Origin of the sequence: Haemophilus parainfluenzae, assembly GCF_003252755.1 — a bacterium.
In the GTDB taxonomy this organism is placed as follows: Bacteria; Pseudomonadota; Gammaproteobacteria; order Enterobacterales; family Pasteurellaceae; genus Haemophilus_D; species Haemophilus_D parainfluenzae_N.
Genome location: NZ_QEPT01000004.1, coordinates 40,836 through 63,889, shown reverse-complemented (window position 1 = coordinate 63,889; position 23,054 = coordinate 40,836). Strand labels below are relative to the sequence as shown.

Genomic DNA, 23,054 nt, shown 5'->3' with positions numbered 1-23,054 from the left:
GCATGAAAAAAATTGATGTCAAAGTTTTAGATAGCCGTATTGGCAACGAATTTCCTTTACCAACCTATGCAACTGAAGGTTCAGCAGGTTTGGATTTACGTGCATTGCTTGAAGAGGGCATTGAAATTCAACCAGGCGAAACTAAACTTATCCCAACAGGCCTTTCAATTTATATTGCCGATCCAAATCTTGCAGCGGTGATTCTGCCTCGCTCTGGTTTAGGTCATAAACACGGTATCGTATTAGGTAACTTAGTGGGCTTAATTGATTCAGATTACCAAGGTCCATTAATGGTATCGGTATGGAATCGTGGTCATGAACCATTCAAAATCGAAGTTGGTGATCGTATTGCACAATTAGTCTTTGTGCCAGTAGTACAAGCTGAATTCAATATTGTCAGCGAATTTACTGAAACTGAGCGTGGTGAAGGCGGTTTTGGTCATTCAGGTAAAAAATAGACTATGGTAGAACAATTATCTCTCGTAGAAGTTGATGAGATTGCGGCGGAAATCAAACCGCCAAAAATCGAAAAACGTACGGTAAAAGAACGCCGCCAACAAGTGTTGACGGTGCTTACCCATATGCTGCATTCTGAGCGCGGAATGGAGCGTATGACAACGGCGCGTTTAGCAGAAGAAGTGGGCGTGTCAGAAGCTGCACTTTATCGTTACTTCCCAAGTAAAACCAAAATGTTTGAAGCGTTGATCGATAATATCGAAGCGAATTTATTTAGTCGTATTACCACATCGATTCGCAATGAAACCAATACGATGAATCGTGTACGTGACATTATGCAGATGATCCTCGACTTTGCGCGTAAAAACCCTGGTTTGACGCGTATTTTGACCGGACATGCATTGATGTTTGAAGAGCCGCTTTTACAGGCTCGTGTCGCCCAATTTTTTGATCGTCTTGAAATGCAATTTGTGAATATTTTACAAATGCGAAAATTACGTGAAGGACGCGGTTTTAACGTCGATGAACGCATTATTGCGGGGCATTTAGTGACGCTTTGTGAAGGGCAGTTTATGCGTTATGTCCGTACAAATTTCCGTTTAGGCGCAAATCAAAGTTTTGAACAGCAATGGCGTTTTCTTGAACCGCTTTTTGCTTAATTGACTTTAGTTGATAAATATATGATTATTCCGTGGCAAGAATTGCCAACAGAAACCTTAGAAAATATTGTGGAAAGTGTGGTGCTTAGAGAAGGCACCGATTATGGTTCACACGAATTTTCTTTAGAACAAAAAAAACAACACCTACTAAACAAGATTCACAATGGAAGTGCAGTGATTGTTTGGTCAGAATTACATGAATCCATTGATATAAAAGATAAAATGGAATTTCTAAAATAAATCAATAGGAGCTTATATGTCAGAAAATGTAGAATTATTAGAAGAACAAAAGCCCCAGGACGATGATCAGCAACGTGATCCTGCTCTGGATTGGTTCCTAACCCACTGTCATTTGCATAAATATCCTGCAAAATCGACCTTAATCCACGCAGGGGAAGATGCCAATATTTTATATTTCTTAATTAAAGGAACGGTGATGGTTTCATCAAAAGATGATGAAGGCAAAGAGATGATTTTATCTTATTTAGGTGCCGGACAATTTTTTGGTGAAGCGGGTTTATTTGATGAAGGCTCGAAACGTTCTGCTTGGGTAAAAACGAAAACCCCTTGTGAAATTGCAGAAATTTCCTATAAAAAATATCGTCAGCTTATTCAAATTAATCCTGAGATTTTAATGTTCCTTACTTCTCAGTTATCAAAACGCTTGCAAAATACATCTCGACAAGTGACTAACCTGGCCTTTTTGGATGTGGCGGGGCGTATTGCTCAGGCGCTTATGCATCTAGCAAAACAACCTGAAGCCATGACTCATCCGGATGGCATGCAGATTAAAATTACGCGTCAGGAAATTGGTCAAATGGTGGGCTGTTCACGTGAAACCGTAGGGCGAATAATTAAGATGCTGGAAGATCAAAATCTAATTCATGCGCACGGTAAAACCATTGTGGTTTACGGCACTCGATAGTAAAAATAACTGTCTTTAATAAGACGGTTATTTTGTTTTTGTTACATTGATGTGATAGTTGAAATGCCTTTGTTAATTTTTATACGAAAAACGAAAAAATACTTCTTTTAGTGCAATATCTTAATTGACAAAATAGCGGAAGACTTCTATCATACCACTGCCTTCCAATGTAGTTTCTTTGGAAGTCAGGATTGGTCTCCTGAATATATAAGTGGCTTTTAAAAGATTCTTAATCTTTTAATTTTATATCGCAGACTGGAACCCCAGAGATGCTTTAAATCTATGGTGGGCTAGGTAGAAATCCCGCAGGGATGCGATGCAGTAAGCCACTTGCTGTTAAGACCAATTCTGCTTAGTTCCACCACCCTTCAAAACAATCTTCAATTTTCAAACTTTCATTTAACTCAACTCGAGCGACAAATTCTCAGCTAAAGAGCGGTCATTTTTTACTTTATTTTTGGCAAAAAAATACCGACCCATTTCTGAGTCGGCATTTCATTTAGTGTGTGTTATTTCACTTTTTGTTTCATGGCTTCAGCCACAAGTTCAGCTTCAGGGCCTAGAACCACTTGTAAGCCATCGTTACCAATTTTCACGATACCTTTTGCACCAAGAGACTTAAGCTGTTCTTCATTGATTTTGTGTTGATCCACTAAGCTTAAACGTAAGCGAGTTATACAAGCATCAATATTTTTGAAGTTATCAGCACCACCTAAAGCATCAATAAATTTGACCGCTCTTTCTTCGCGAGATTGGCTCGCTGCTGGTTGTGCTGCTGTGGTTTCTTCTGCTTCTTCTGTGCGACCTAATGTTTTTAAGTTGAACGCTTTAATTGCAAAACGGAATACCACGTAGTAAATCACGAAGAATACTAAGCCTTGTACGATTAGCATATACCATTCAACGGCTAATGGGTTGCGTGATGAAAGTACCATATCCACGAGACCTGCACTGAAACCAAAGCCTGCGATCCAATGCATTGTCGCCGCGATAAAGACGGAAATACCGGTCAATACCGCGTGGATGAAGTAAAGCACTGGTGCAACAAACATGAAAGAGAATTCTAATGGCTCGGTGATACCAGTGAAGAATGAGGCAAACGCACCCGCAAGCATGATTGATGCCACTTTAGTTCTTTGACTTGGTTTAGCGCTGAGATAAATCGCTAATGCGGCACCCGGTAAACCGAACATCATAACAGGGAAGAAACCGGCTTGATACATACCCGTTACACCAACCGTTGCAGTACCTTCAGCAAGTGATTTTGCACCACCTAAGAAGTTTGGAATGTCATTGATACCTGCGACGTCAAACCAGAATACAGAGTTCAATGCATGGTGTAAGCCAACAGGAATGAGTAAACGGTTGAAGAAACCGTAAAGACCCGCACCAACTGCGCCTAAGTCTTTAATGCTTTCACCGAATGACACTAAACCACCGAAAATATATGGCCAGATGTAAAGCAATACGAAGCTGATGAACATCATGACAAAAGAAACGACGATTGGCACAAGACGTTTTCCGCTAAAGAAGGAGAGTGCTTTTGGCAATTCCACTTGATAGAAGCGGTTATAAAGTTCAGCCGAAATCACCCCGATCAAAATCCCAATAAATTGGTTATTGATTTTCCCGAAGGCAGCTGGCACTTCACTTACATCGATATGTTGTAGCTGAGCAACACTGCCAGGTGAAAGTAGAGTGGTTACCACATAGTAGCCCACTAAACCTGAAAGTGCAGCAGAACCATGCTTGTCCTTAGATAAACCGAAAGCAACGCCAACGGCAAAAAGCAGGCCCATGTTATCGATGATAGCACCGCCTGATTTAATTAAAAATGCAGCAAGTTGACTGTTAGCTCCCCAGCCATCTGGATCAAGCCAATAACCAATACCCATCAGTACAGCTGCAGCTGGTAAGACCGCAACAGGTACCATTAAGGCTTGCCCAATTTTTTGCGCATAACCTAACACATTCATTTTTTTCTCCTATTTATAAGTAATGAAGTATTACTTCATATTCTAAAGTAAAAAAAAATATTTTGTACAAATGTGGTAACTTTATCTCAAAATTGAGAAGCCGATCACAAATTTTGAAATTGTACTTCAAAAAATATTTTTTTATGGTGCAAGTTTTACTGCGTTTTACTATAATGACCAGAAAGCCAAAAAGGAAACCAAGTGTTACTGTCTAATGTAGGAGTTTATATGTCGAAATTATCACATAATGAAGTCTTAGATAAAATCAAATTTGGTCTTATTGCTTCTTGTCAGCCTGTCGATGACGGCCCGATGGATAAACCAGAAATCGTGGCGGCCATGGCACAGGCTTCTGTTATTGGTGGCGCAGCGGGCTTGCGTATTGAGGGTGTAGAAAATCTTAAAGTAACGCGCCCTACTGTGAATGTACCGATTATTGGTATTGTGAAACGTGATTTACCTGACAGCCCAGTGCGAATTACCCCATTTTTGCATGATATTGAAGATTTAGTGAAAGCCGGTGCAGATATTATTGCCGTGGATGGGACAAATCGTCCTAGACCGGTAGATATTGAAAGTGCGGTCAAAAAAATCCACGAATTAGGTTGTTTAGCCATGGCGGATTGTTCGAATTTAGAAGAAGGCTTGTACTGTCAAAAACTGGGTTTTGATATTGTGGGCAGTACTATGTCTGGCTACACCGGTGGCACTGTGCCGGAGGAGCCTGATTATCAATTAGTTAAAGATTTGAAAGCAGCAGGTTGTCGTGTCATGGCGGAAGGACGTTATAACACACCTGAGTTGGCGAAAACGGCAATTGAAATTGGTGCTTATTGCGTGACGGTTGGTTCTGCATTAACGCGTTTAGAGCATATTGTAAGCTGGTTTGCTAAAGCCATTCATTCAGCAAAAAAATAAAGGAAGAAGACATGTCATTAACAGTGGATAGTGGTCGGACATTACAGCGTTGTTTGGCATTAGATATTGGTGGCACAAAAATCGCTTCTGCTATAGTAAAAAATGGTGAGATTCAACAGCGAAAACAGATTTCCACGCCACAAGATGATGCCGCACAAGTGATGCATCAAACCCTTGCTCAGTTATTAAAAGAATATGAAGGGCAGTTTGATTATGTTGCCGTTGCTTCAACGGGCATTATTAATCAAGGTATTCTGACCGCACTTAACCCTAAAAATTTGGGTGGATTAGCCCAATTCCCATTAAAAGACAGTATTGCACAGCACACTGATAAACCAATTGGCTTACTTAATGATGTGCAAGCTGCAGCCTATGCAGAGTATCAACTACAAAATCCTGATGATATTCAAAACTTTACCTTTATTACGGTTTCCACAGGCGTAGGGGGCGGTTTAATTTTAAATCATCGTTTACTTACCGAGCCAAATGGGATTGCAGGGCATATTGGCCATACTTTGGCCGATCCTAATGGCCCCGTTTGTGGTTGTGGTCGCCGTGGTTGTGTTGAAGCCATTGCCTCAGGTCGAGCCATTGAAGCCGTCTCTTCTCAATGGGATGATCCTTGCGATCCGAAAGAAGTTTTTGCACGTTTTCGTCAAAATAATGAAAAAGCGACCGCACTTGTGACTCGTTCAGCCCAAGCCATTGCGAATTTGATTGCGGATTTGAAGATTGGATTAGACATGCAAAAGGTCGTGGTCGGCGGTAGTGTCGGATTAGCAGAAGGTTATTTACCGTTGGTTCAATCTTTATTAAGTGAACTTCCTGCGGTTTATCATTGTGAATTAGAAAGTGCTAAATTCGGACAAGATGCAGGCTTGATTGGTGCAGCTTACTGGGTAAAAGATTGCTTATTACAAGCAAAAAATACGGGAGTGGTTTATGGCTAAAAATGGCAATATTTTAAATACCATCAGCTCGTTATATCGCAGTTTAACGAAAACTGAAAAGAAAATTGCGGATGCGATTTTACTGAATCCTGATCTTGCGGTGCAATGTCCTCTAGCTGAAATTGCCTCCCATTTAGAAGTGGGAGAGGCAACTTTTGTGCGTTTTTGTCGCACTCTTGGCTTTAAAGGCTTCAGTGATTTTAAATTGGAATTATCCATCGAGCTTGCGACGAAAGATGGCAAAGATAATACCGTATTAGATTCAGATATTACCGATTCTGACAACTCATTGAATATCGCGCATAAGCTGAAATCTGCCATCAATAACGTGATGGATGAAACCATTAATTTATTAGATTTTGAGCAGTTGGAAGAAGCAGTGAAAGCCATTCAGCAGGCGAATCGTGTTTTCTTATTTGGTGTGGGAACATCCGGTATTACCGCGGAAGATGCCAAAAATAAACTGATGCGTATCGGTGTGCAAGTGGATGCGACAGGTAACAACCATTTTATGTATATGCAGGCATCTTTATTGACGAAAAAAGATGTGGCAATTGGTTTGAGTCATTCTGGTTATTCTCAAGAAACCACTCATACCATGAAAATCGCCAAAGAAAATGGCGCCAAAACCATTGCGATTACACACAGCTTGCGTTCACCCATCACAGAATATGCCGATCTGGTTTTAGTGAATGGCAATAAGCAAGGTAAGTTACAAGGCGACTCTATCGGCACGAAGATTGCTCAATTATTCGTATTAGATTTGATTTATGCTTTATTGGTACAGGCATCACAGGAAAGTGCGGTCAAAATAAAGCAAAAAACATTAAATGTCATTTTAGAACAACGTATTAAATAGGAGAGAAAAATGCGTAACTTAAAAGGTATTTTTAGTGCGTTATTAGTATCATTCAATGAGGATGGATCTATCAATGAAAAAGGCTTGCGTGAAATCATTCGCTATAACATTGATAAGATGAAAATTGATGGTTTATATGTAGGCGGTTCAACAGGTGAAAACTTCATGCTTTCTACGGAAGAGAAAAAACAAATTTTCCGTATCGCGAAAGATGAAGCAAAAGACCAAGTTGCGCTAATCGCACAAGTGGGTAGTGTGAACTTACATGAAGCAGTGGAATTAGGTAAATATGCAACGGAATTAGGCTATGACAGTCTTTCTGCAGTAACCCCGTTCTATTATAAATTCAGCTTCCCTGAAATCAAACATTACTATGACACTATCATTGCTGAAACAGGCAATAACATGATTGTGTACTCAATTCCGTTCTTAACAGGCGTGAATATGGGCATTGAGCAATTCGGCGAACTTTATAAAAACCCGAAAGTGCTAGGTGTGAAATTTACCGCAGGGGATTTCTATCTATTAGAACGCTTGAAAAAAGCTTATCCAAATCACCTCATTTGGGCTGGTTTTGATGAAATGATGGTACCTGCAGTATCTCTCGGTGTAGATGGTGCGATCGGTAGTACATTCAACGTAAACGGTGTGCGTGCAAGACAAATCTTTGAATTAACCAAACAAGGTAAATTGGCTGATGCACTTCAAGTTCAACACGTGACCAATGACCTTATCGAAGGCATTTTAGCGAATGGCTTATATCTCACTATCAAAGAGTTATTGAAACTAGAGGGTGTGGATGCAGGTTATTGCCGTGAGCCAATGACAGCGAAAGCAACACCAGAGCAATTAGCAAAAGCGAAAGAGTTAAAAGCAAAATATTTATAAATTAATGGAAAAGTGACCGCACTTACTTCTTTCCTCCCTCTATAGCGGGGAGGAAAGGGTGTCAGTGAGGTACGGATAAGGAAGGTTATTATGCGTCTCATTCCTCTGAATAATGAACAACAAGTCAGCCGTTGGGCGGCGCGTCATATTGCTGATCGAATTAATCATTTTAAACCTACAGCAGAACGTCCTTTTGTATTAGGTTTACCAACAGGTGGTACGCCACTTAAGACCTATCAAGAATTGATTAAATTAAATCAAGCGGGAGAAGTGAGTTTTAAACATGTGGTGACCTTCAATATGGATGAATATGTGGGCTTACCAAAAGAACATCCAGAAAGCTATCACAGTTTTATGCATAATAATTTCTTCAACCATATTGATATTCAACCGCAAAATATCAATATTTTAAATGGTAATACCAATGACCATGATGAAGAATGCCGTCGTTATGAAGAAAAAATTAAATCTTATGGCAAAATTCATTTATTTATGGGCGGAGTAGGTGTTGACGGACATATTGCCTTTAATGAACCTGCGTCTTCTTTAAGTTCGCGTACCCGTATTAAAACTTTAACGCCAGATACTATTATCGCGAATTCTCGTTTCTTTAATAATGACGTAAATCAAGTACCAAAATATGCCTTAACAATCGGTGTAGGGACATTACTTGATGCAGAAGAAGTGATGATTTTAGCAACGGGTCATAATAAAGCCTTAGCCGTACAAGCAGCCGTAGAGGGCAGTATTAATCACCTTTGGACAGTGAGTGCTTTACAGCTTCATCGTCATTTCGTTTTGGTATGTGATGAGCCTGCATTGCAAGAATTGAAAGTCAAAACAGTGAAATATTTTACTGAATTGGAAGGACGCGCGATTCATAGTGTATTATAAGTGCGGTTAATTTTAATTGGATTTTAGGAAGGTATGATGAAGTATGCATTAATTAACAGCGTAATCTACACGAAAAATGAAGTGTTAAGAGATTATGCAGTGGTTATTGAAGGGGAATATATTCAATCCGTTATTCCACAAAGCGAATTAGAAAGCGGGATTAAAACCATTGATTTAAAAGGTCATAATCTCACTGCAGGTTTTATTGATTTACAATTAAATGGCTGTGGCGGCGTGATGTTTAACGATCAAACAAGCGTGGAAACATTAGAAATTATGCAAGCCACGAACTTAAAATCAGGCTGTACCAGTTTCTTGCCAACATTTATTACTGCACCAGATGAAGATATCAAACGCGCAGTAAATATTATGCGTGAGTATTTGAATAAGCATAAAAATCAAGCGCTTGGCTTACATATCGAAGGGCCTTATTTGAGCTTAGAGAAAAAAGGGGTGCACCGCCCGGAATATATCCGTGAAGCGACGCCGGAGATGAAAGATTTCTTATGTGATAATGCGGATGTCATCACCAAACTTACCATTGCCGCTGAAAACCCAACGGTGCAATATATTCCTGATTTTGTGAAAGCAGGCATTATTGTGTCTATTGGCCATTCTAATGCGACTTATGAAGTGGCGAAAGCAGCCTTTCATAAAGGGGCAACCTTTGCAACTCACTTACACAATGCGATGTCGCCGATCAGCTCAGGACGTGCGATGGGTGTAGTTGGCGCAGTGTTAGACTCCGATGTTTACACGGGCATTATTGTAGATGGCGTGCATGTGAATTTTGGTAACGTTCGTTTAGATAAAAAAGCGAAAGGTGACAAACTTTGCATTGTGACCGATTCTCTTGCAGCTGCAGGTGCACCGCCAGAATTGGAAACCTTCACTTTTGTAGGAAAACCGATTTATGTGAAAGAAGGTCGTTGCTACGATGCGAATGGTACGATTGCAGGTGCATCAATTACCATGATGGAGTCCATCAAAAATGCTGTGGAATATGTAGAAATTCCATTAGCAGAAGCGATTCGCATGAGTAACCTTTACCCTGCGAGAGCGATTGGCGTAGATGATCGTTTAGGCTCAGTTGAAGCGGGTAAAGTGGCTAACTTGGCGGTATTTACAAAAGATTATGATGTGATTGGTACCGTATTAAACGGCGAATGGAAACCAAACTAAAGTGCGGTCAAAAATAGTATTGTTTTAAACGTAATCCGATCCTTAAACAGATCGGATTATTTTTTATGGTTGCAATTCGGTGATCTTACCGGTATCCACTTGGAATAATTTCCCTTTACCAACCTGCATTTCTTTGAGTTGGCCTTGAGTGATGGCAGTAACAAAGACTTGAGAACCGCTTTGTTGCAAGCGTTCCGCAAGCAGGGCGCGTTTATGTTGATCCAACTCTGAGGCAAAGTCATCAATCAGAAAGATGCAATGACGTTGTTTTTGAATCATTAAATGTTCACCTTGCGCTAAACGTAGCGCACACATCAATAATTTCAATTGACCACGAGAGAGTACATCTTCAACCGGTAATCCATTGGCTTTAAAACGGAAGTCCGCTTTTTGTGGGCCAGAAACCGTATAACCAATGGCTTTATCTCGCTCAAAGTTTTGCACCAGTAATTCACCATATTCTGTCTCTTTCTCCCAGCCTTGATGAAAGCTAACAGTAATCTCTAATTCGGGTAAAAATAACTGGCAGGTTTTTTCGATCTCAGGACGTAAAGCCTCTGCGTATTCAGCTCGCCAATCACTCACTTGGTGGGCTAATTTAGCTAATTCAATATCCCATATTTTTATTGCAGAATAAGGCTGATTTTGACTTAATGCGGCATTTCGTTGTTTTAATAAGCGGTTTAATGCGACCCAAGAGGAATGAAAACTGTTATGGTGGTGGAATAAGCCCCAATCTAAAAATGCGCGTCGAAAACTTGGCCCACCATTTAGTAGGGTCAGCCCTTCAGGCGTAATTAATTGCATCGGTAAAAGGTGAGCGAGATCGGCAATTTTATTGCCGTCTTCACCGTTTATTTTTGCAATGGTATTACCTTGACGAAGTTTTTGTAAGCCAACAGACCATTGATGCTGACTTTCTTGAATTTGGCCAAAAAGCGTGAAATGAGGTTCGTCGTAAGAAATAATGCGATTTGCGACCGCACTTTTGAACGAGCGTCCATGCCCGAGATAAAAAATGGCTTCTAATAAGCTCGTTTTTCCGCTACCGTTATTGCCAACTAAAAAGTTAAAGCCGTGATCAAATTCAAGATCCACGGCATTTAGATTTCTAAATTTTTCAACAATTAAGCGGGAAATGGCCATTATTCTTAGAGGCGCATTGGCATAATGACGTATTCTGCGCTTGCATCTTCACTGTTTTCAATTAAGCAGCTTGATGATGCATCTGTGAGGCGAATGCGTACTTGTTGGCATTTTAAGGCATTCAATACATCTAAAATGTAAGTCACATTAAAGCCCACTTCCATTTCTTCACCTTGATAATTCACATCCACGATTTCTTCTGCCACTTCGTGTTCTGGGTTCGATGCGGTAATTTTAAGTTGGTTTTCACTTAAGTTTAAACGCACGCTACGTACACGTTCATTTGAAAGGATAGAAGCACGTACAAAGGCTTGTTTTAAGGTTTCCCAGTTACCTTCTACGATACGAGTTGCATTACGTGGTAATACACGACGGTAATCCGGGAAGCGACCATCAATGAGTTTTGAGGTAAACACAATGTGGTTTAAGTGAATGCGAAGATTATTCGTGCCGATTTGCAAACGAGCAAGTTCGTCACTGCTTTCTAATAAGCGATTCAGTTCTAATACACCTTTGCGAGGGAGAATAACTGAATGGGTTTGCAGATCTTGATCTAATTCGATCGTACAAACAGCAAGACGGTGACCGTCAGTTGCAACAGTACGTAATAAATTACCTTCCGTTTCAAATTTCATGCCGTTTAAGAAATAGCGGGCATCCTGGTTTGCCATTGAAAATTGGGTTGCTTCAATTAAGCGACGTAAGGTGCTTTGCGGTAAGGCAAAATCCACTTCAGATTGCCAATCTGTTAGATTTGGATATTCTTCAGCGGGCAGAGTAGTGAGATTAAACTTACTGCGACCAGACTCCACAATGGCGCGATCTTCTTCAAAGGTAACTGTAATTTCAAATTCATCTGATAATGTACGGCAAATATCTAAGAATTTTTTAGCCGGAATAGTGAACGCGCCATCAGCCGTTGAAGAAGAAAGTTGAGTATAGCTAGAAAGCTCAACTTCAAGGTCTGTACCTGTAATAGTCAAACGGTTATCTTCAATTTGTAATAACACGTTATTTAATACGGGAATATTCGGACGATTGCTTAATACGCCACAAACTTGCTGTAAGGGTTTTAATAGATTTTCTCTTGAAATGCTAAATTGCATCATTGGCTCCTTATGCAGATAATGTGCGAATTAAATTCGCCCAATCTTCTTGAATACTGCTGTCTTTTTCACGGAATTTTGGCACTTCACGACAAGCATTTAAGACTGTCGTATGGTCGCGTTCGAAGGCTCGGCCAATTTCCGGTAAGCTTTTATTGGTTAATTCTTTTGCTAACGCCATCGCAACTTGGCGTGGACGAGTGACGGATCTTGCTCTGCTTTTTGATTTTAAATCAGCCACTTTAATTCGATAGTATTCTGCCACGACTTTTTGAATGTTTTCAATGGTTACCAAACGTTCTTGTAAGGCAAGAATATCTTTTAATGTGTCACGCACAAAATCAATATCAATGTGACCACCTTTGAAGTCTTGCATCGCTTTTACACGGTTTAATGCACCTTCTAATTCACGAACATTGGTGCGTAAGCGTTGGGCAATAAAGAATGCCACTTCTTCTGGCAGCTCCATATTATGTTCTTCTGCTTTTTTCAGCAAAATTGCAACACGGGTTTCTAAATCAGGTGGTTCAATCGCAGTGGTTAAACCCCAGCCGAAACGAGATTTTAGGCGTTCTTCAATTTTCTCAATTTCTTTTGGATAGCGGTCAGAGGTCAAAATAATTTGACGGCCAGTTTCAAATAAACTATTGAAAATATGGAAAAATTCTTCTTGTGTTTTTTCTTTCTCTGCGAAGAATTGAATATCATCCACTAATAATGCATCTAGAGAACGATAGAATTTCTTGAATTGATCCATTTTATTATCACGCATTGCTTTTACCATGTGCTGCATAAAGTTATTAGCATGGATATAAAGCACGCGCGCATTCGGTTTATTCGCTAAAATGCCATTACCGATTGCGTGTAATAAGTGGGTTTTACCTAAACCTGTACCCCCATATAAAAAGAATGGGTTTGCTGTTGGTTCACCAGGTGCAAGGGCAAGTTTTTGACCCACAGCACGAGCAAGCTGGTTTGATTTACCTTCAACAAAGTTTTCAAATAAATGTTTACGATTTAGATGTGATTCAAATTTAGAGGATGCATCAGATTCTTGCTGAAAACTCACCGCACTTTCTTGATGATTATTCGTTTGAATTGGGGCTTCAACTGCTTTTGGCGCTGGTTTTACCCCTTCTTTTACGATAATTTGTAAATTTGGATTTTTAGCAAGTGCTTGGCAAATTTGATGAATTTGAGCTAGGTAATGATTTTCCACCCAGCTTTTTACAAACATATTGGACGCATATAACACCACTTGATCTTGCGAGATTACATCCGCTTGTAGTGGGCGTAACCACGTACTGAGATCCATCGGAGAAACCTGATCTTGTAGTTGTGATAAGCAATCTTGCCATAGGTTGGAAAGGCTCACGATAAATTATCCTTATGTTATATGCGTATAAAATAAAAGCCGCAAAGTGCGGTTAAAAATCGAAGAGAATTTTACAATAATTTAGGCAAAAGATCTTCTGTTGCTCATCAAAAAAAGACAAAAAGGTTGCTTGAGATTTTGCCCAAAATCCGTATAATCCCCACGATTTTAGAAGAAACGGAAGATTATTTCGGAATTTTCTCTTTTCTTATTTGACGAAAGCCCAATTTATGATTAAAATTGCGGTCTATTTTTTATAACCCTTGTTGTGTTTTGAATATCAAAACAGTAAACCATTTTGATTTAGGTAGATTACAATGAAACGTACATTTCAACCTTCTGTATTAAAACGTAGCCGTACTCACGGTTTCCGTGCTCGTATGGCAACTAAAAACGGCCGTCAAGTTTTAGCTCGTCGTCGTGCTAAAGGTCGTAAGAGTTTATCTGCATAATCACCTCTTTTAGTGATTAAGCTAAACTTCTCTCGGGAGTTACGATTGTTAACTCCCGCTCAATTCAAAAATGTCTTCGAACAACCGTTTCGAGCAAGCACCCCTGAAATTACCATTCTCGCACGCAAAAATAATCTTGAGCACCCGCGCTTAGGTTTAACTGTGGCTAAAAAACATCTTAAACGAGCGCATGATCGTAATCGTATCAAACGTTTAGTTCGTGAAAGTTTTCGTTTATCCCAACATAATTTGCCTTCTTGTGACTTTGTCTTTGTGGCGAAACGTGGCATTGGTCAGCTTGATAATCAAACGTTTTTACAAACTTTGGATAAATTATGGGCACGCCACATTCGTTTGGCACAAAAATCCTCATCGCTTTAATTAAGTTTTATCAAGTAGCGATTAGCCCTTTAATTGGGCCGCGTTGTCGTTTTGTGCCAACCTGTTCTTGCTATGGTATTGAGGCGTTAAAAACACATGGATTGTTAAAAGGTAGTTGGCTTACGCTAAAACGTGTATTAAAATGTCACCCCTTAAGCGCCGGTGGATTCGATCCTGTTCCGCCGAAAAAGATTAATAATAACGATGAGAAAAAATAATGGACTCAAGACGTAGCCTATTAGTGCTTGCACTACTCTTTATTTCTTTCCTTGTTTATCAGCAATGGCAACTTGATAAAAATCCACCGGTTCAACAACAGACCACGGAACAAACAACAACCGCCTCTTCTGATGTACCGGCAAGTTCTTCTTCATCTGCCGAAGTAGTGGCAGACTCACAAACCAAAGGTCACATTATTACATTAGAAAATGATGTATTCCGTTTGAAAGTGGATACATTAGGTGGTGATGTAATTAGTTCTGAATTATTAAAATATGATGCAGAATTAAATTCAAAAGAACCTTTCGTTTTATTAAAAGATACAAACGAGCATGTTTACATTGCACAAAGCGGCTTAATCGGTAAAAACGGGATCGATACAAAAGCAGGTCGCGCACAATATCAAGTTACGGGTGATAATTTCAAATTAGCAGAAGGTCAAAATGAACTTTCTGTACCATTAACATTTGAAAAAGATGGTGTCACTTATCGTAAAATCTTTGTATTAAAACGCGATAGCTACGATGTTGGTGTTAACTTTGAAATTGTGAACCAAAGTGGTAGCGCAATTGAAGTTGAACCTTATGGCCAATTAAAACATACATTAGTTGAAAGCAGTGGTAACGTGGCAATGCCTACTTATACTGGTGGTGCATATTCTTCTTCTGAAACAAATTACAAAAAATACAGCTTCAGCGATATGAAAGACAAAAATCTTTCTATCGATACCAAAGCAGGTTGGGTTGCTGTTTTACAACACTATTTCGTATCAGCTTGGATCCCAAATCAAGATGTAAATAACCAACTTTATAGTATTACAGACAGCAAAAATAACGTTGCGTCTATTGGTTATCGTGGTCCAGTAGTGTCTGTACCAGCAGGTGCAACAGAAACAATTACCAGCTCATTATGGACAGGTCCAAAATTACAAAACAAAATGGCTGAAGTGGCTAACCACTTAGACTTGACTGTAGATTACGGTTGGGCATGGTTTATCGCGAAACCATTATTCTGGTTATTAACTTTTATTCAAAGTATTGTATCTAACTGGGGTGTGGCAATTATTTGCGTAACCTTAGTGGTGAAAGCGATTTTATATCCGCTCACAAAAGCACAATACACTTCTATGGCGAAAATGCGTATGTTGCAACCGAAAATGCAAGAAATGCGCGAACGTTTTGGTGATGATCGCCAACGTATGAGCCAAGAAATGATGAAACTTTACAAAGAAGAAAAAGTAAATCCACTTGGCGGTTGCTTACCATTAATCCTTCAAATGCCAATCTTCATCGCATTATACTGGACGTTTATGGAAGCGGTTGAACTTCGTCATGCGCCATTCTTTGGTTGGATTCAAGATTTATCGGCACAAGACCCTTACTACATTCTCCCAATCTTAATGGGCGGGTCGATGTTCTTGTTACAAAAAATGTCACCGACACCAGTTGCAGATCCAATGCAACAAAAAGTGATGAACTTTATGCCGTTGATCTTCATGTTCTTCTTCCTCTGGTTCCCGGCAGGTCTAGTACTTTACTGGTTAGTGTCTAACTTAATCACTATCGTACAACAACAAATGATCTACCGTGGTTTAGAGAAAAAAGGGTTACATACCCGTAAAAAATAACAGATAGAAGGCATCGAAAGATGCCTTTTTTCTATCATTGATTGATATATAATCACATGGGCGTATTAATGCGCCCTCTCATTTTTTTATCGCAGATAAAAGTGCGGTCAATTTTTAGTGAGTTTTTATGAAAGAAACAATCGTTGCACAAGCGACAGCGCCAGGGCGTGGCGGTATTGGTATTTTGCGTGTATCCGGCCCGAAAGCGGTTGAAGTGGCACAAGCGGTACTGGGTAAATGTCCTAAACCAAGAATGGCAGATTATTTACCTTTTAAAGATGCCGATGGCACAGTATTAGATCAAGGCATTGCGCTTTATTTTAAATCACCAAATTCCTTTACCGGTGAAGATGTATTGGAATTACAAGGTCATGGCGGACAAGTGGTATTAGATTTGTTACTAAAACGAATTTTACAACTTGATGGTGTTCGTCTTGCGCGTCCAGGTGAATTTTCAGAACAGGCTTTTTTAAACGATAAATTAGATTTAGCTCAAGCAGAAGCTATTGCAGATTTGATTGATGCCACTTCGGAGCAAGCCGCTCGTTCGGCATTAAAATCATTACAAGGTGAATTTTCTAATAAAGTGAATCAGTTGGTGGATTCCGTCATTTATCTTCGTACTTATGTGGAAGCGTCGATTGATTTCCCCGATGAAGAAATTGACTTCTTGGCAGACGGTAAAATTGAAGCAAAATTACGAGAAATTATTAATCAACTTGATTTAGTCCGTAGCGAAGCGAAACAAGGCTCGATTTTACGTGAAGGGATGAAAGTGGTGATTGCGGGTCGTCCAAATGCGGGTAAATCCAGCTTACTGAATGCTTTAGCGGGCAGAGAAGCGGCTATTGTGACAGATATTGCGGGAACGACGCGCGATGTATTGCGTGAGCATATTCATATTGATGGCATGCCTTTACATATTATTGATACTGCAGGACTTCGTGAAGCGACAGACGAAGTTGAACGTATCGGCATCTCGCGTGCGTGGACTGAAATTGAGCAAGCCGATCGTATAATTTTGATGTTGGACAGCAGCGATCCTGATAGCCAACATATTGAAAAAGTGCGGTCAGAATTTTTATCAAAATTGCCAAATAATATGCCGGTGACCATTGTCCGCAATAAAGTAGATTTAAGCGGCGAGACAGTTGGACTAAAAGAAGAAAATGGAACAACGACCGTTTGTTTATCGGCTCAAACGCATCAAGGCGTAGATTTATTACGTGAGCATTTAAAACAGGCGATGGGTTTCCAAACAGGGATGGAAGGTGGCTTCTTAGCACGTCGTCGTCATCTTGATGCTTTAGAAAAAGCGGCCGAACATTTACAAATTGGATTAGTTCAATTAACCGAGTTTCATGCTGGTGAATTGTTAGCGGAAGAACTTCGTTTAGTACAAGCTAACCTCAGTGAAATTACGGGGCAATTTACCTCGGATGATTTACTCGGGAATATTTTCAGTTCTTTCTGTATTGGAAAATAGGTTTTAGGTTATGACTTTTCATATGTTGTGGGTCATTGCGCTTGGTCTTTCGATGGATGCGTTTGCAGTATCCATTTCCAAAGGTTTGGCAATGCGCGCTTTTCGGTGGAAACAAGCGCTTGCCATTGCATGCTGTTTTGGACTATTTCAAGGCATTATGCCGGCAATCGGCTATGTTGTCGGGCTACAATTTAGTCAGATGATTCAAAATTGGGACCATTGGATTGCCTTTGCTTTACTTGTGCTTATTGGTGTGAATATGATTCGTGAAGGGGTGAGTTCAGATGATGAACCTGCGCTCTCATTGATTAGTTTAAAACACTTACTAACACTTGGTGTGGCAACGAGCATTGATGTGTTAGCCGTTGGTGTCTCTTTTGCTTTTCTTTCCGTAGACATTGTGTTGGCTGTATTTATCATTGGTTTAATCACCTTTGTCATCTCTTTTATTGGTGTAAAGAGCGGTCATTTTTTAGGGAAAAAATTCAAAAGCAAAGCAGAGATTTTTGGCGGTTTAGTGTTATTAGTCATGGCTGTGAAAATCCTACACGAACATGGTGTTTTTTAAGTGCGAATTTTCGCCTTTTAGATTATAATCCTATGAACTTTGTCTTTTTTAAAAGGGTAATAATTGAATGTTAATTGAAAAAATGCATGGCATCGCCCATAGTTTTATCGGAAAAGCGATCTTTGCTTTAATTCCAGTTTCATTTTTGATTGGTGGGATGTCAGGTTATCTGTATAGCAGCAATGATAGTTTTGCGGCAAAAGTAAATGGCGAGACTATCTCTCAACAAGATTTCTTAAATCGTTATAACCAAGAGTTTGAAGCGCGAGCTCAACAAGAAGGCGAGAGCTTCCTAGCGAAAACTGACTCTGTGGAATTTGTGACTACACTTCGTCAAAATTTAATTCAACGTTTGGTGGATCAAGAATTAATCCGTCAATATGCGAAAGAATTAAAATTAGGAGTAAGTGATGAGATGATCAAACGTGCGATAGTAAGCGATCCTAACTTACAATCTAACGGTAAATTTGATAACGCGCGTTATCAACAATTATTGACTCAAAATGGTTTAACATCCGATACTTATGCGGCAATTTTACGTAATGCATTAACACTTGAACAAATGCAAAACGGTTTGGCTGACAGTGAGTTTGTCGTGCCGGCTCAAGTGAAAGATAACGCACAAGTCTTTTTCCAAAAACGTATCGCTCGTCTTGCAACTCTTCCATTAGCCGATGAAATTGCAAAACAAAAAGTAACGGACGAAGAAATTAAAGCGTATTACGATGCGAATGCGAAATCACTTGTTCAACCTGAACAAGCGAAAGTGCAATATATTCACGTCTCAGCAAATGAATTAGGTAAGTTACAACCTGTCACTGAAACACAAATTGCACAATATTATCAAGAAAATAAAGCGCAATTCATTAGCCAAAAATTAGCACATATTCAATTATCAACTGAGAAAGAAGCGGATTCCGTTTATCAAGAACTGAAAAAAGGCGCTGATTTTGCTGAGTTAGCAAAAACAAAATCCATTGATAAACTTTCTGGTGCTCAAGGCGGTGAATTAGGTTGGGTAAAAGACAACGAATTACCGAAAAACTTTGAAGATGCAGCATTATTGTTAAATGTTGGTCAATACAGCACACCGGTTAATGTGGATGGGGCTTACCATATTATTTTAGTGCAAGATCGTAAAGAACGTACTTTAGAAGAAGTGAAAGAACAAATCGCGGATACTGTGCGTAAAAACTTAGCAGAAAGCCGTTTCCAAGCAGTAGAAAAAGCCGTTCGTGAAAAAGCAGCCGAAAGCAGTGATTCATTAGCTGCGGTAGCGGATGCTGCAGGTGTGAAAGTGGAAGAAACGGATTACTTTGGTAAAAACAATGTCCCTGCGGCATTAAATTTCCCAAATGTGACTTCTGCTATTTTTGAATCTGATATTGCAAACGGTGGTGCAAATTCTGAGCCATTAACTGTAGGTGAAAATGAATTTGTAGTGGTACGTGTCGTGGATCATAAAGCTGAAGGTTTACAAAGCCTTGATGAAGCAAAATCAACGATTGAGCAATTCTTAAAACGTGAAAAAGCCGATAAAGTATTAGCTGAAAAAGCAGAGCAAGCGGTTAAAGCACTATCTACTGATTCTACAAAATTACCAGCAGGCATTAGTTTTAGTGAACCACAAACCTTTACGTTAATGGATAATAAAGATCCAATGCTTTATGAAGGTGTGTTTGCTATTGCTAAACCACAAGATGATAAAGCGGCGTATCAAGTTGCTCGGAACAGCAAAGGTGATGTGGTTGTGGTTGCCCTTGAACGTGTAGAAGAACCTACTTTAAGTGAGCAAGAATTAGCGAAATTTAGCACGCAACTTGTTCGTGCACGTCAAGGTGAATTGCAAGGACAGTTAATGCAAGCATTACGTGAAAAAGCACAAATTGAGATTAATAATACCTTTATTAATCAAGATGATTCAGAAGAAGGTGCAGCTCACTAAGCCGATTGAAATATCATTCATCATCAATTTCTGATGGAAAATAAAAGCAAAGTGCGGTAAATTTTGACCGCACTTTTTTATATAAAATAAGGAGAAGACTATGGCTCAAGAAACCATTTTCAGCAAAATTATTCGCAAAGAAATTCCTGCCAATATTGTTTATCAAGATGAATTAGTGACCGCATTCCGTGATATTTCACCACAAGCGAAAACCCATATTTTGATTATCCCAAATAAAGTGATTCCAACGGTTAATGATGTGACAGAACAAGATGAAGTCACCTTAGGTCGCTTATTTACGGTCGCGGCTAAAATCGCTAAAGAAGAAGGTATTGCCGAAGACGGTTATCGTTTAATCGTGAACTGTAATAAACACGGTGGACAAGAAGTATTCCATATCCATATGCATCTTGTTGGTGGTGAACCTTTAGGTAGAATGTTGGCGAAATAATGAAAAAGATCCTCATTACAGCAACGGTATTATTTTTAACTGCTTGTTCATCTACACCAAATATTGTGGGAACCAATAAGCCAATTTTAAATATGGCGGCAAATTTAGCACCGGCTTTAGATGTCGATTTGTCGGATAATACCGCGGCTTTAAAAAATAAAACTACGCAACAGCTCAATGTGCTTTACCATCTTTATTGGTATAACACACAAGGTGTAACGCAAGTTTGGCCAAATCAGCAAGAAAGCCAATCAGGCAATATTTTATTGCAACCGCAAGAAAAGAAAGTGTTTGAACTACCAAAACCAAGCACAGAAAGCACCAATTATCGTCTTTATTTACAATAGTTTATGTCCACATTATTAATTGACCTTGAAGGTTATGAACTCAAACAAGAAGAAGTTGAATTACTGGAACATCCTTTAGTTGCCGGTTTGATTTTATTTACCCGCAATTTTTATGATCGTCAGCAAGTTCAAGCGCTAATCAAATCCATTCGTCAACGAGTGAAAAAGCCTTTATTGATCACGGTCGATCAGGAAGGTGGTCGCGTGCAACGTTTCCGTGAAGGTTTCACTCAGCTCCCTGCGATGCAGGCTTTTGCGGCATTAGTTGAGGATTCAACTCAGCAACAGCAAATAGCAAAAGAAGCGGGCTGGCAAATGGCGGCTGAAATGGTGGCACTAGATATTGATTTGAGTTTTGCTCCGGTGTTGGATTTGGGGCATGAATGTCGTGCGATTGGCGATCGTAGTTTTGGCTGCGATGTAAAAAGTGCGGTCAATTTGGCAGCTGCTTTTATTGATGGTATGCACCAAGCAGGCATGGCAACAACAGGAAAACATTTCCCAGGACATGGTCATGTTTTAGCTGATTCTCATCTTGAAACGCCTTATGATGAGCGAGCAAAAGACGTGATTTTTAATCATGATATTTTGCCATTCCAGCAATTAATTCAACAGAGTAAGCTCGATGCGATTATGCCGGCTCATGTGATTTATGCACAATGTGATAGTCAACCAGCAAGTGGTTCGAGTTATTGGTTAAAAGAAATTTTGCGTAAACAGCTGGGCTTCCAGGGGGCAATTTTCTCTGATGATTTAGGCATGAAAGGCGCAGGCTTTATGGGTGATTTTGTGGCTCGCAGTGAAAAAGCCTTGAATGCTGGTTGTGACTTATTATTGCTTTGTAATGAGCGTGAAGGTGTCATTCAAGTGCTTGATAATCTCAAGTTAGAGGAAACAACGGAGCATTTTGCAGCACGCCAAACTCGCTTGAAATCGCTCTTTAAACAAAAATCCTTTGATTGGTCAGAACTCACAAAAACTTCGCGTTGGATTGAAAATCATCAAAAACTGACCGCACTTCAACAAGAGTGGCTTGCTTCTAAATGATTGATTGCCATCATTATCAAAAAGGCAATTGCCGTTCTTGTCAATGGCTTGAAATGCCTTATGAACAGCAACTCGCCAAGAAAGAAGAGCATCTTAAACAACAACTTGCCAAATTAGATTGTGATAATTTAATTTGGCATCCGCCTTTTTATTCCTCCGAGTCGGCCTTTCGTAATAAAGCGAAAATGGTTGTAAGTGGCGCGGTGGAACGCCCCATTCTAGGTATTTTACAAGACCCGAATGATCCACAAAGTGCGGTGGATTTATGTGATTGTCCGCTTTATCCACAACGCTTTGCTGAACTCTTTCCGATTTTAAAAGATTTCATTGGACGCGCTGGTTTAGTCCCTTATAACGTGGCTAAGCAAAAAGGTGAGCTCAAATATATTCTGCTCACAGAAAGCCAACATACAAAAAAATTGATGTTGCGTTTTGTATTGCGTTCAGAAACTAAATTGCCGTTAATTCAACGTGAATTTGCAGGTTTATTGGAAAAATTGCCACAGCTTGAAGTGGTGAGTGTGAATATCCAACCTAATCATGCTGCGATCTTAGAAGGCGAGAAAGAAATCTTTTTGACGGACCAGCACACCTTATCAGAGAGCTTTAACGGTATTCCGCTATTTATTCGCCCTCAAGGTTTCTTCCAAACGAATCCACTGGTAGCACAAGGGCTATATGCAACAGCGCAAGATTGGGTGCAAGATTTATCAATTACTAAACTCTGGGATCTCTTTTGTGGCGTTGGAGGTTTTGGACTTCATTGCGCTAAAGCTTTACAGGATAAACATCAACAAGAAGTGGAATTGACCGGGATTGAAATTTCCCCATCTGCTATTCAAGCGGCGACTCAATCCGCTCAGGTGTTAGGGCTAAACAACGTTAAATTCCAATCTTTGGATGCGGCTAATTTTGCTTTAACACAAGATGCAAATAAACCCGATTTGGTGATCGTCAACCCACCGCGTCGAGGCATCGGAAAGGAACTCGCAGAATTTCTCAATGAAATGCAACCGCACTTTATTCTTTATTCTAGTTGCAACGCGATTTCCATGGGAAAAGATTTGCAGCATCTAACCAATTATAAACTTACTCAAATTCAATTATTTGATATGTTCCCGCATACAGCGCATTATGAAGCACTGATATTGTTGAAACTCAATTCCTAATAAAAAAGCTAACATCTCTGTTAGCTTT

General features: G+C 39.7%; 25 protein-coding genes. 21 read left to right on the top strand and 4 right to left on the bottom strand.

From position 1 onward, the window contains the following. Positions 1-2 precede the first annotated feature (2 nt). Genes dut through crp form a run of 4 tightly spaced genes read left to right on the top strand, consistent with a single transcriptional unit; the run spans position 3 to position 2,040 of the window. A complete protein-coding gene (dut, locus tag DPV95_RS06250; protein ID WP_005695552.1) occupies positions 3-458 on the top strand; it encodes a dUTP diphosphatase in 456 nt (151 codons plus the stop codon). A gap of 3 nt (positions 459-461) precedes the next feature. Next, positions 462-1,115 (top strand): nucleoid occlusion factor SlmA, encoded by a 654-nt coding sequence (gene slmA, locus DPV95_RS06245; protein ID WP_005698358.1) that lies wholly within the window; start codon positions 462-464, stop codon positions 1,113-1,115. Positions 1,116-1,136: 21 nt separating this feature from the next. Then, a complete protein-coding gene (locus tag DPV95_RS06240; protein WP_005695554.1) occupies positions 1,137-1,355 on the top strand; it encodes a YheU family protein in 219 nt (72 codons plus the stop codon). Positions 1,356-1,371: 16 nt separating this feature from the next. Continuing rightward, a complete protein-coding gene (crp, locus tag DPV95_RS06235; protein ID WP_049369445.1) occupies positions 1,372-2,040 on the top strand; it encodes a cAMP-activated global transcriptional regulator CRP in 669 nt (222 codons plus the stop codon). 509 nt (positions 2,041-2,549) lie between these two features. Here the strand turns inward: crp and nagE are convergent. Next, entirely contained in the window at positions 2,550-4,016 is a 1,467-nt protein-coding gene (gene nagE, locus DPV95_RS06230) for an N-acetylglucosamine-specific PTS transporter subunit IIBC (protein WP_054419706.1), read from the bottom strand. Between the two features lie 228 nt (positions 4,017-4,244). On the opposite strand from nagE, the gene DPV95_RS06225 reads away from it, so the two are divergent. The 6 genes from DPV95_RS06225 (at position 4,245) to nagA (ending at position 9,707) form a co-directional block, all read left to right on the top strand. Then, the gene (locus tag DPV95_RS06225; protein ID WP_111406820.1) at positions 4,245-4,934 is read left to right on the top strand and encodes an N-acetylmannosamine-6-phosphate 2-epimerase; all 690 of its coding nucleotides are present in this window, start codon (positions 4,245-4,247) and stop codon (positions 4,932-4,934) included. A gap of 11 nt (positions 4,935-4,945) precedes the next feature. Next, positions 4,946-5,884: an N-acetylmannosamine kinase gene (locus DPV95_RS06220; protein WP_049367082.1), complete on the top strand. Its 939-nt coding sequence runs from the start codon at positions 4,946-4,948 to the stop codon at positions 5,882-5,884. Beyond that, on the top strand, positions 5,877-6,743 hold the full coding sequence (locus DPV95_RS06215) for a MurR/RpiR family transcriptional regulator (protein WP_049367081.1): 867 nt from the start codon (positions 5,877-5,879) through the stop codon (positions 6,741-6,743). The genes DPV95_RS06220 and DPV95_RS06215 overlap by 8 nt, the downstream gene beginning before the upstream one ends. Before the next feature lie 9 nt (positions 6,744-6,752). Beyond that, complete coding sequence (nanA, locus tag DPV95_RS06210; protein WP_049367080.1) at positions 6,753-7,631, top strand: N-acetylneuraminate lyase; 879 nt, start codon at positions 6,753-6,755, stop codon at positions 7,629-7,631. A 90-nt stretch (positions 7,632-7,721) separates the two neighbouring features. Continuing rightward, complete coding sequence (nagB, locus tag DPV95_RS06205) at positions 7,722-8,525, top strand: glucosamine-6-phosphate deaminase (protein WP_014064021.1); 804 nt, start codon at positions 7,722-7,724, stop codon at positions 8,523-8,525. A 36-nt stretch (positions 8,526-8,561) separates the two neighbouring features. Then, positions 8,562-9,707 (top strand): N-acetylglucosamine-6-phosphate deacetylase, encoded by a 1,146-nt coding sequence (nagA, locus tag DPV95_RS06200; RefSeq protein ID WP_049363071.1) that lies wholly within the window; start codon positions 8,562-8,564, stop codon positions 9,705-9,707. A 63-nt stretch (positions 9,708-9,770) separates the two neighbouring features. On the opposite strand, the gene recF is transcribed toward nagA, so the two are convergent. From recF to dnaA, 3 genes are read right to left on the bottom strand one after another with little or no spacing between them, the layout of a single operon-like run. Continuing rightward, entirely contained in the window at positions 9,771-10,853 is a 1,083-nt protein-coding gene (gene recF, locus DPV95_RS06195) for a DNA replication/repair protein RecF (protein ID WP_111406819.1), read from the bottom strand. A 5-nt stretch (positions 10,854-10,858) separates the two neighbouring features. Next, entirely contained in the window at positions 10,859-11,959 is a 1,101-nt protein-coding gene (gene dnaN, locus DPV95_RS06190) for a DNA polymerase III subunit beta (RefSeq protein ID WP_014064018.1), read from the bottom strand. A 10-nt stretch (positions 11,960-11,969) separates the two neighbouring features. Further along, positions 11,970-13,334, bottom strand: coding sequence for a chromosomal replication initiator protein DnaA (gene dnaA, locus DPV95_RS06185; RefSeq protein ID WP_111406818.1), 1,365 nt, complete (start codon positions 13,332-13,334; stop codon positions 11,970-11,972). 317 nt (positions 13,335-13,651) lie between these two features. On the opposite strand from dnaA, the gene rpmH reads away from it, so the two are divergent. The 11 genes from rpmH (at position 13,652) to rlmC (ending at position 23,026) form a co-directional block, all read left to right on the top strand. Then, entirely contained in the window at positions 13,652-13,786 is a 135-nt protein-coding gene (rpmH, locus tag DPV95_RS06180; RefSeq protein WP_005539760.1) for a 50S ribosomal protein L34, read from the top strand. Between the two features lie 12 nt (positions 13,787-13,798). Then, positions 13,799-14,167 carry a ribonuclease P protein component gene (gene rnpA / locus DPV95_RS06175; protein WP_111406817.1) on the top strand — a complete coding sequence of 123 codons (369 nt, stop codon included), beginning with the start codon at positions 13,799-13,801 and terminating at the stop codon, positions 14,165-14,167. Next, entirely contained in the window at positions 14,122-14,385 is a 264-nt protein-coding gene (yidD, locus tag DPV95_RS06170; RefSeq protein WP_111406816.1) for a membrane protein insertion efficiency factor YidD, read from the top strand. Before rnpA ends, yidD begins: the two co-directional genes overlap by 46 nt. Continuing rightward, positions 14,385-16,013, top strand: a complete 1,629-nt coding sequence (yidC, locus tag DPV95_RS06165; RefSeq protein ID WP_111406815.1) for a membrane protein insertase YidC — start codon at positions 14,385-14,387, stop codon at positions 16,011-16,013. The genes yidD and yidC overlap by 1 nt, the downstream gene beginning before the upstream one ends. Before the next feature lie 127 nt (positions 16,014-16,140). Beyond that, positions 16,141-17,499, top strand: a complete 1,359-nt coding sequence (gene mnmE, locus DPV95_RS06160) for a tRNA uridine-5-carboxymethylaminomethyl(34) synthesis GTPase MnmE (RefSeq protein ID WP_111406814.1) — start codon at positions 16,141-16,143, stop codon at positions 17,497-17,499. A 10-nt stretch (positions 17,500-17,509) separates the two neighbouring features. Then, the gene (locus DPV95_RS06155) at positions 17,510-18,067 is read left to right on the top strand and encodes a manganese efflux pump MntP (RefSeq protein WP_111406813.1); all 558 of its coding nucleotides are present in this window, start codon (positions 17,510-17,512) and stop codon (positions 18,065-18,067) included. Positions 18,068-18,134: 67 nt separating this feature from the next. Beyond that, positions 18,135-20,012, top strand: a complete 1,878-nt coding sequence (gene ppiD, locus DPV95_RS06150; RefSeq protein WP_111406812.1) for a peptidylprolyl isomerase — start codon at positions 18,135-18,137, stop codon at positions 20,010-20,012. A 100-nt stretch (positions 20,013-20,112) separates the two neighbouring features. Further along, positions 20,113-20,463: a purine nucleoside phosphoramidase gene (gene hinT / locus DPV95_RS06145; RefSeq protein WP_005695575.1), complete on the top strand. Its 351-nt coding sequence runs from the start codon at positions 20,113-20,115 to the stop codon at positions 20,461-20,463. After that, complete coding sequence (locus DPV95_RS06140; protein ID WP_005695576.1) at positions 20,463-20,810, top strand: DUF1425 domain-containing protein; 348 nt, start codon at positions 20,463-20,465, stop codon at positions 20,808-20,810. The genes hinT and DPV95_RS06140 overlap by 1 nt, the downstream gene beginning before the upstream one ends. Positions 20,811-20,813: 3 nt before the next feature. Next, positions 20,814-21,857 carry a beta-N-acetylhexosaminidase gene (gene nagZ, locus DPV95_RS06135; protein ID WP_111406811.1) on the top strand — a complete coding sequence of 348 codons (1,044 nt, stop codon included), beginning with the start codon at positions 20,814-20,816 and terminating at the stop codon, positions 21,855-21,857. After that, positions 21,854-23,026 (top strand): 23S rRNA (uracil(747)-C(5))-methyltransferase RlmC, encoded by a 1,173-nt coding sequence (gene rlmC, locus DPV95_RS06130; protein WP_111406810.1) that lies wholly within the window; start codon positions 21,854-21,856, stop codon positions 23,024-23,026. Before nagZ ends, rlmC begins: the two co-directional genes overlap by 4 nt. Positions 23,027-23,054: the final 28 nt, after the last annotated feature.

Excerpts from the sequence above, each read along its gene's own strand:
- dut (WP_005695552.1), top strand. The coding sequence starts at position 3 with ATGAAAAAAATTGATGTCAAAGTTTTAGATAGCCGTATTGGCAACGAA.
- slmA (WP_005698358.1), top strand. The coding sequence starts at position 462 with ATGGTAGAACAATTATCTCTCGTAGAAGTTGATGAGATTGCGGCGGAA.
- DPV95_RS06240 (WP_005695554.1), top strand. The coding sequence starts at position 1,137 with ATGATTATTCCGTGGCAAGAATTGCCAACAGAAACCTTAGAAAATATT.
- crp (WP_049369445.1), top strand. The coding sequence starts at position 1,372 with ATGTCAGAAAATGTAGAATTATTAGAAGAACAAAAGCCCCAGGACGAT.
- nagE (WP_054419706.1), bottom strand. The coding sequence starts at position 4,016 with ATGAATGTGTTAGGTTATGCGCAAAAAATTGGGCAAGCCTTAATGGTA.
- DPV95_RS06225 (WP_111406820.1), top strand. The coding sequence starts at position 4,245 with ATGTCGAAATTATCACATAATGAAGTCTTAGATAAAATCAAATTTGGT.
- DPV95_RS06220 (WP_049367082.1), top strand. The coding sequence starts at position 4,946 with ATGTCATTAACAGTGGATAGTGGTCGGACATTACAGCGTTGTTTGGCA.
- DPV95_RS06215 (WP_049367081.1), top strand. The coding sequence starts at position 5,877 with ATGGCTAAAAATGGCAATATTTTAAATACCATCAGCTCGTTATATCGC.
- nanA (WP_049367080.1), top strand. The coding sequence starts at position 6,753 with ATGCGTAACTTAAAAGGTATTTTTAGTGCGTTATTAGTATCATTCAAT.
- nagB (WP_014064021.1), top strand. The coding sequence starts at position 7,722 with ATGCGTCTCATTCCTCTGAATAATGAACAACAAGTCAGCCGTTGGGCG.
- nagA (WP_049363071.1), top strand. The coding sequence starts at position 8,562 with ATGAAGTATGCATTAATTAACAGCGTAATCTACACGAAAAATGAAGTG.
- recF (WP_111406819.1), bottom strand. The coding sequence starts at position 10,853 with ATGGCCATTTCCCGCTTAATTGTTGAAAAATTTAGAAATCTAAATGCC.
- dnaN (WP_014064018.1), bottom strand. The coding sequence starts at position 11,959 with ATGCAATTTAGCATTTCAAGAGAAAATCTATTAAAACCCTTACAGCAA.
- rpmH (WP_005539760.1), top strand. The coding sequence starts at position 13,652 with ATGAAACGTACATTTCAACCTTCTGTATTAAAACGTAGCCGTACTCAC.
- yidD (WP_111406816.1), top strand. The coding sequence starts at position 14,122 with ATGGGCACGCCACATTCGTTTGGCACAAAAATCCTCATCGCTTTAATT.
- yidC (WP_111406815.1), top strand. The coding sequence starts at position 14,385 with ATGGACTCAAGACGTAGCCTATTAGTGCTTGCACTACTCTTTATTTCT.
- mnmE (WP_111406814.1), top strand. The coding sequence starts at position 16,141 with ATGAAAGAAACAATCGTTGCACAAGCGACAGCGCCAGGGCGTGGCGGT.
- DPV95_RS06155 (WP_111406813.1), top strand. The coding sequence starts at position 17,510 with ATGACTTTTCATATGTTGTGGGTCATTGCGCTTGGTCTTTCGATGGAT.
- ppiD (WP_111406812.1), top strand. The coding sequence starts at position 18,135 with ATGTTAATTGAAAAAATGCATGGCATCGCCCATAGTTTTATCGGAAAA.
- hinT (WP_005695575.1), top strand. The coding sequence starts at position 20,113 with ATGGCTCAAGAAACCATTTTCAGCAAAATTATTCGCAAAGAAATTCCT.
- DPV95_RS06140 (WP_005695576.1), top strand. The coding sequence starts at position 20,463 with ATGAAAAAGATCCTCATTACAGCAACGGTATTATTTTTAACTGCTTGT.
- nagZ (WP_111406811.1), top strand. The coding sequence starts at position 20,814 with ATGTCCACATTATTAATTGACCTTGAAGGTTATGAACTCAAACAAGAA.
- rlmC (WP_111406810.1), top strand. The coding sequence starts at position 21,854 with ATGATTGATTGCCATCATTATCAAAAAGGCAATTGCCGTTCTTGTCAA.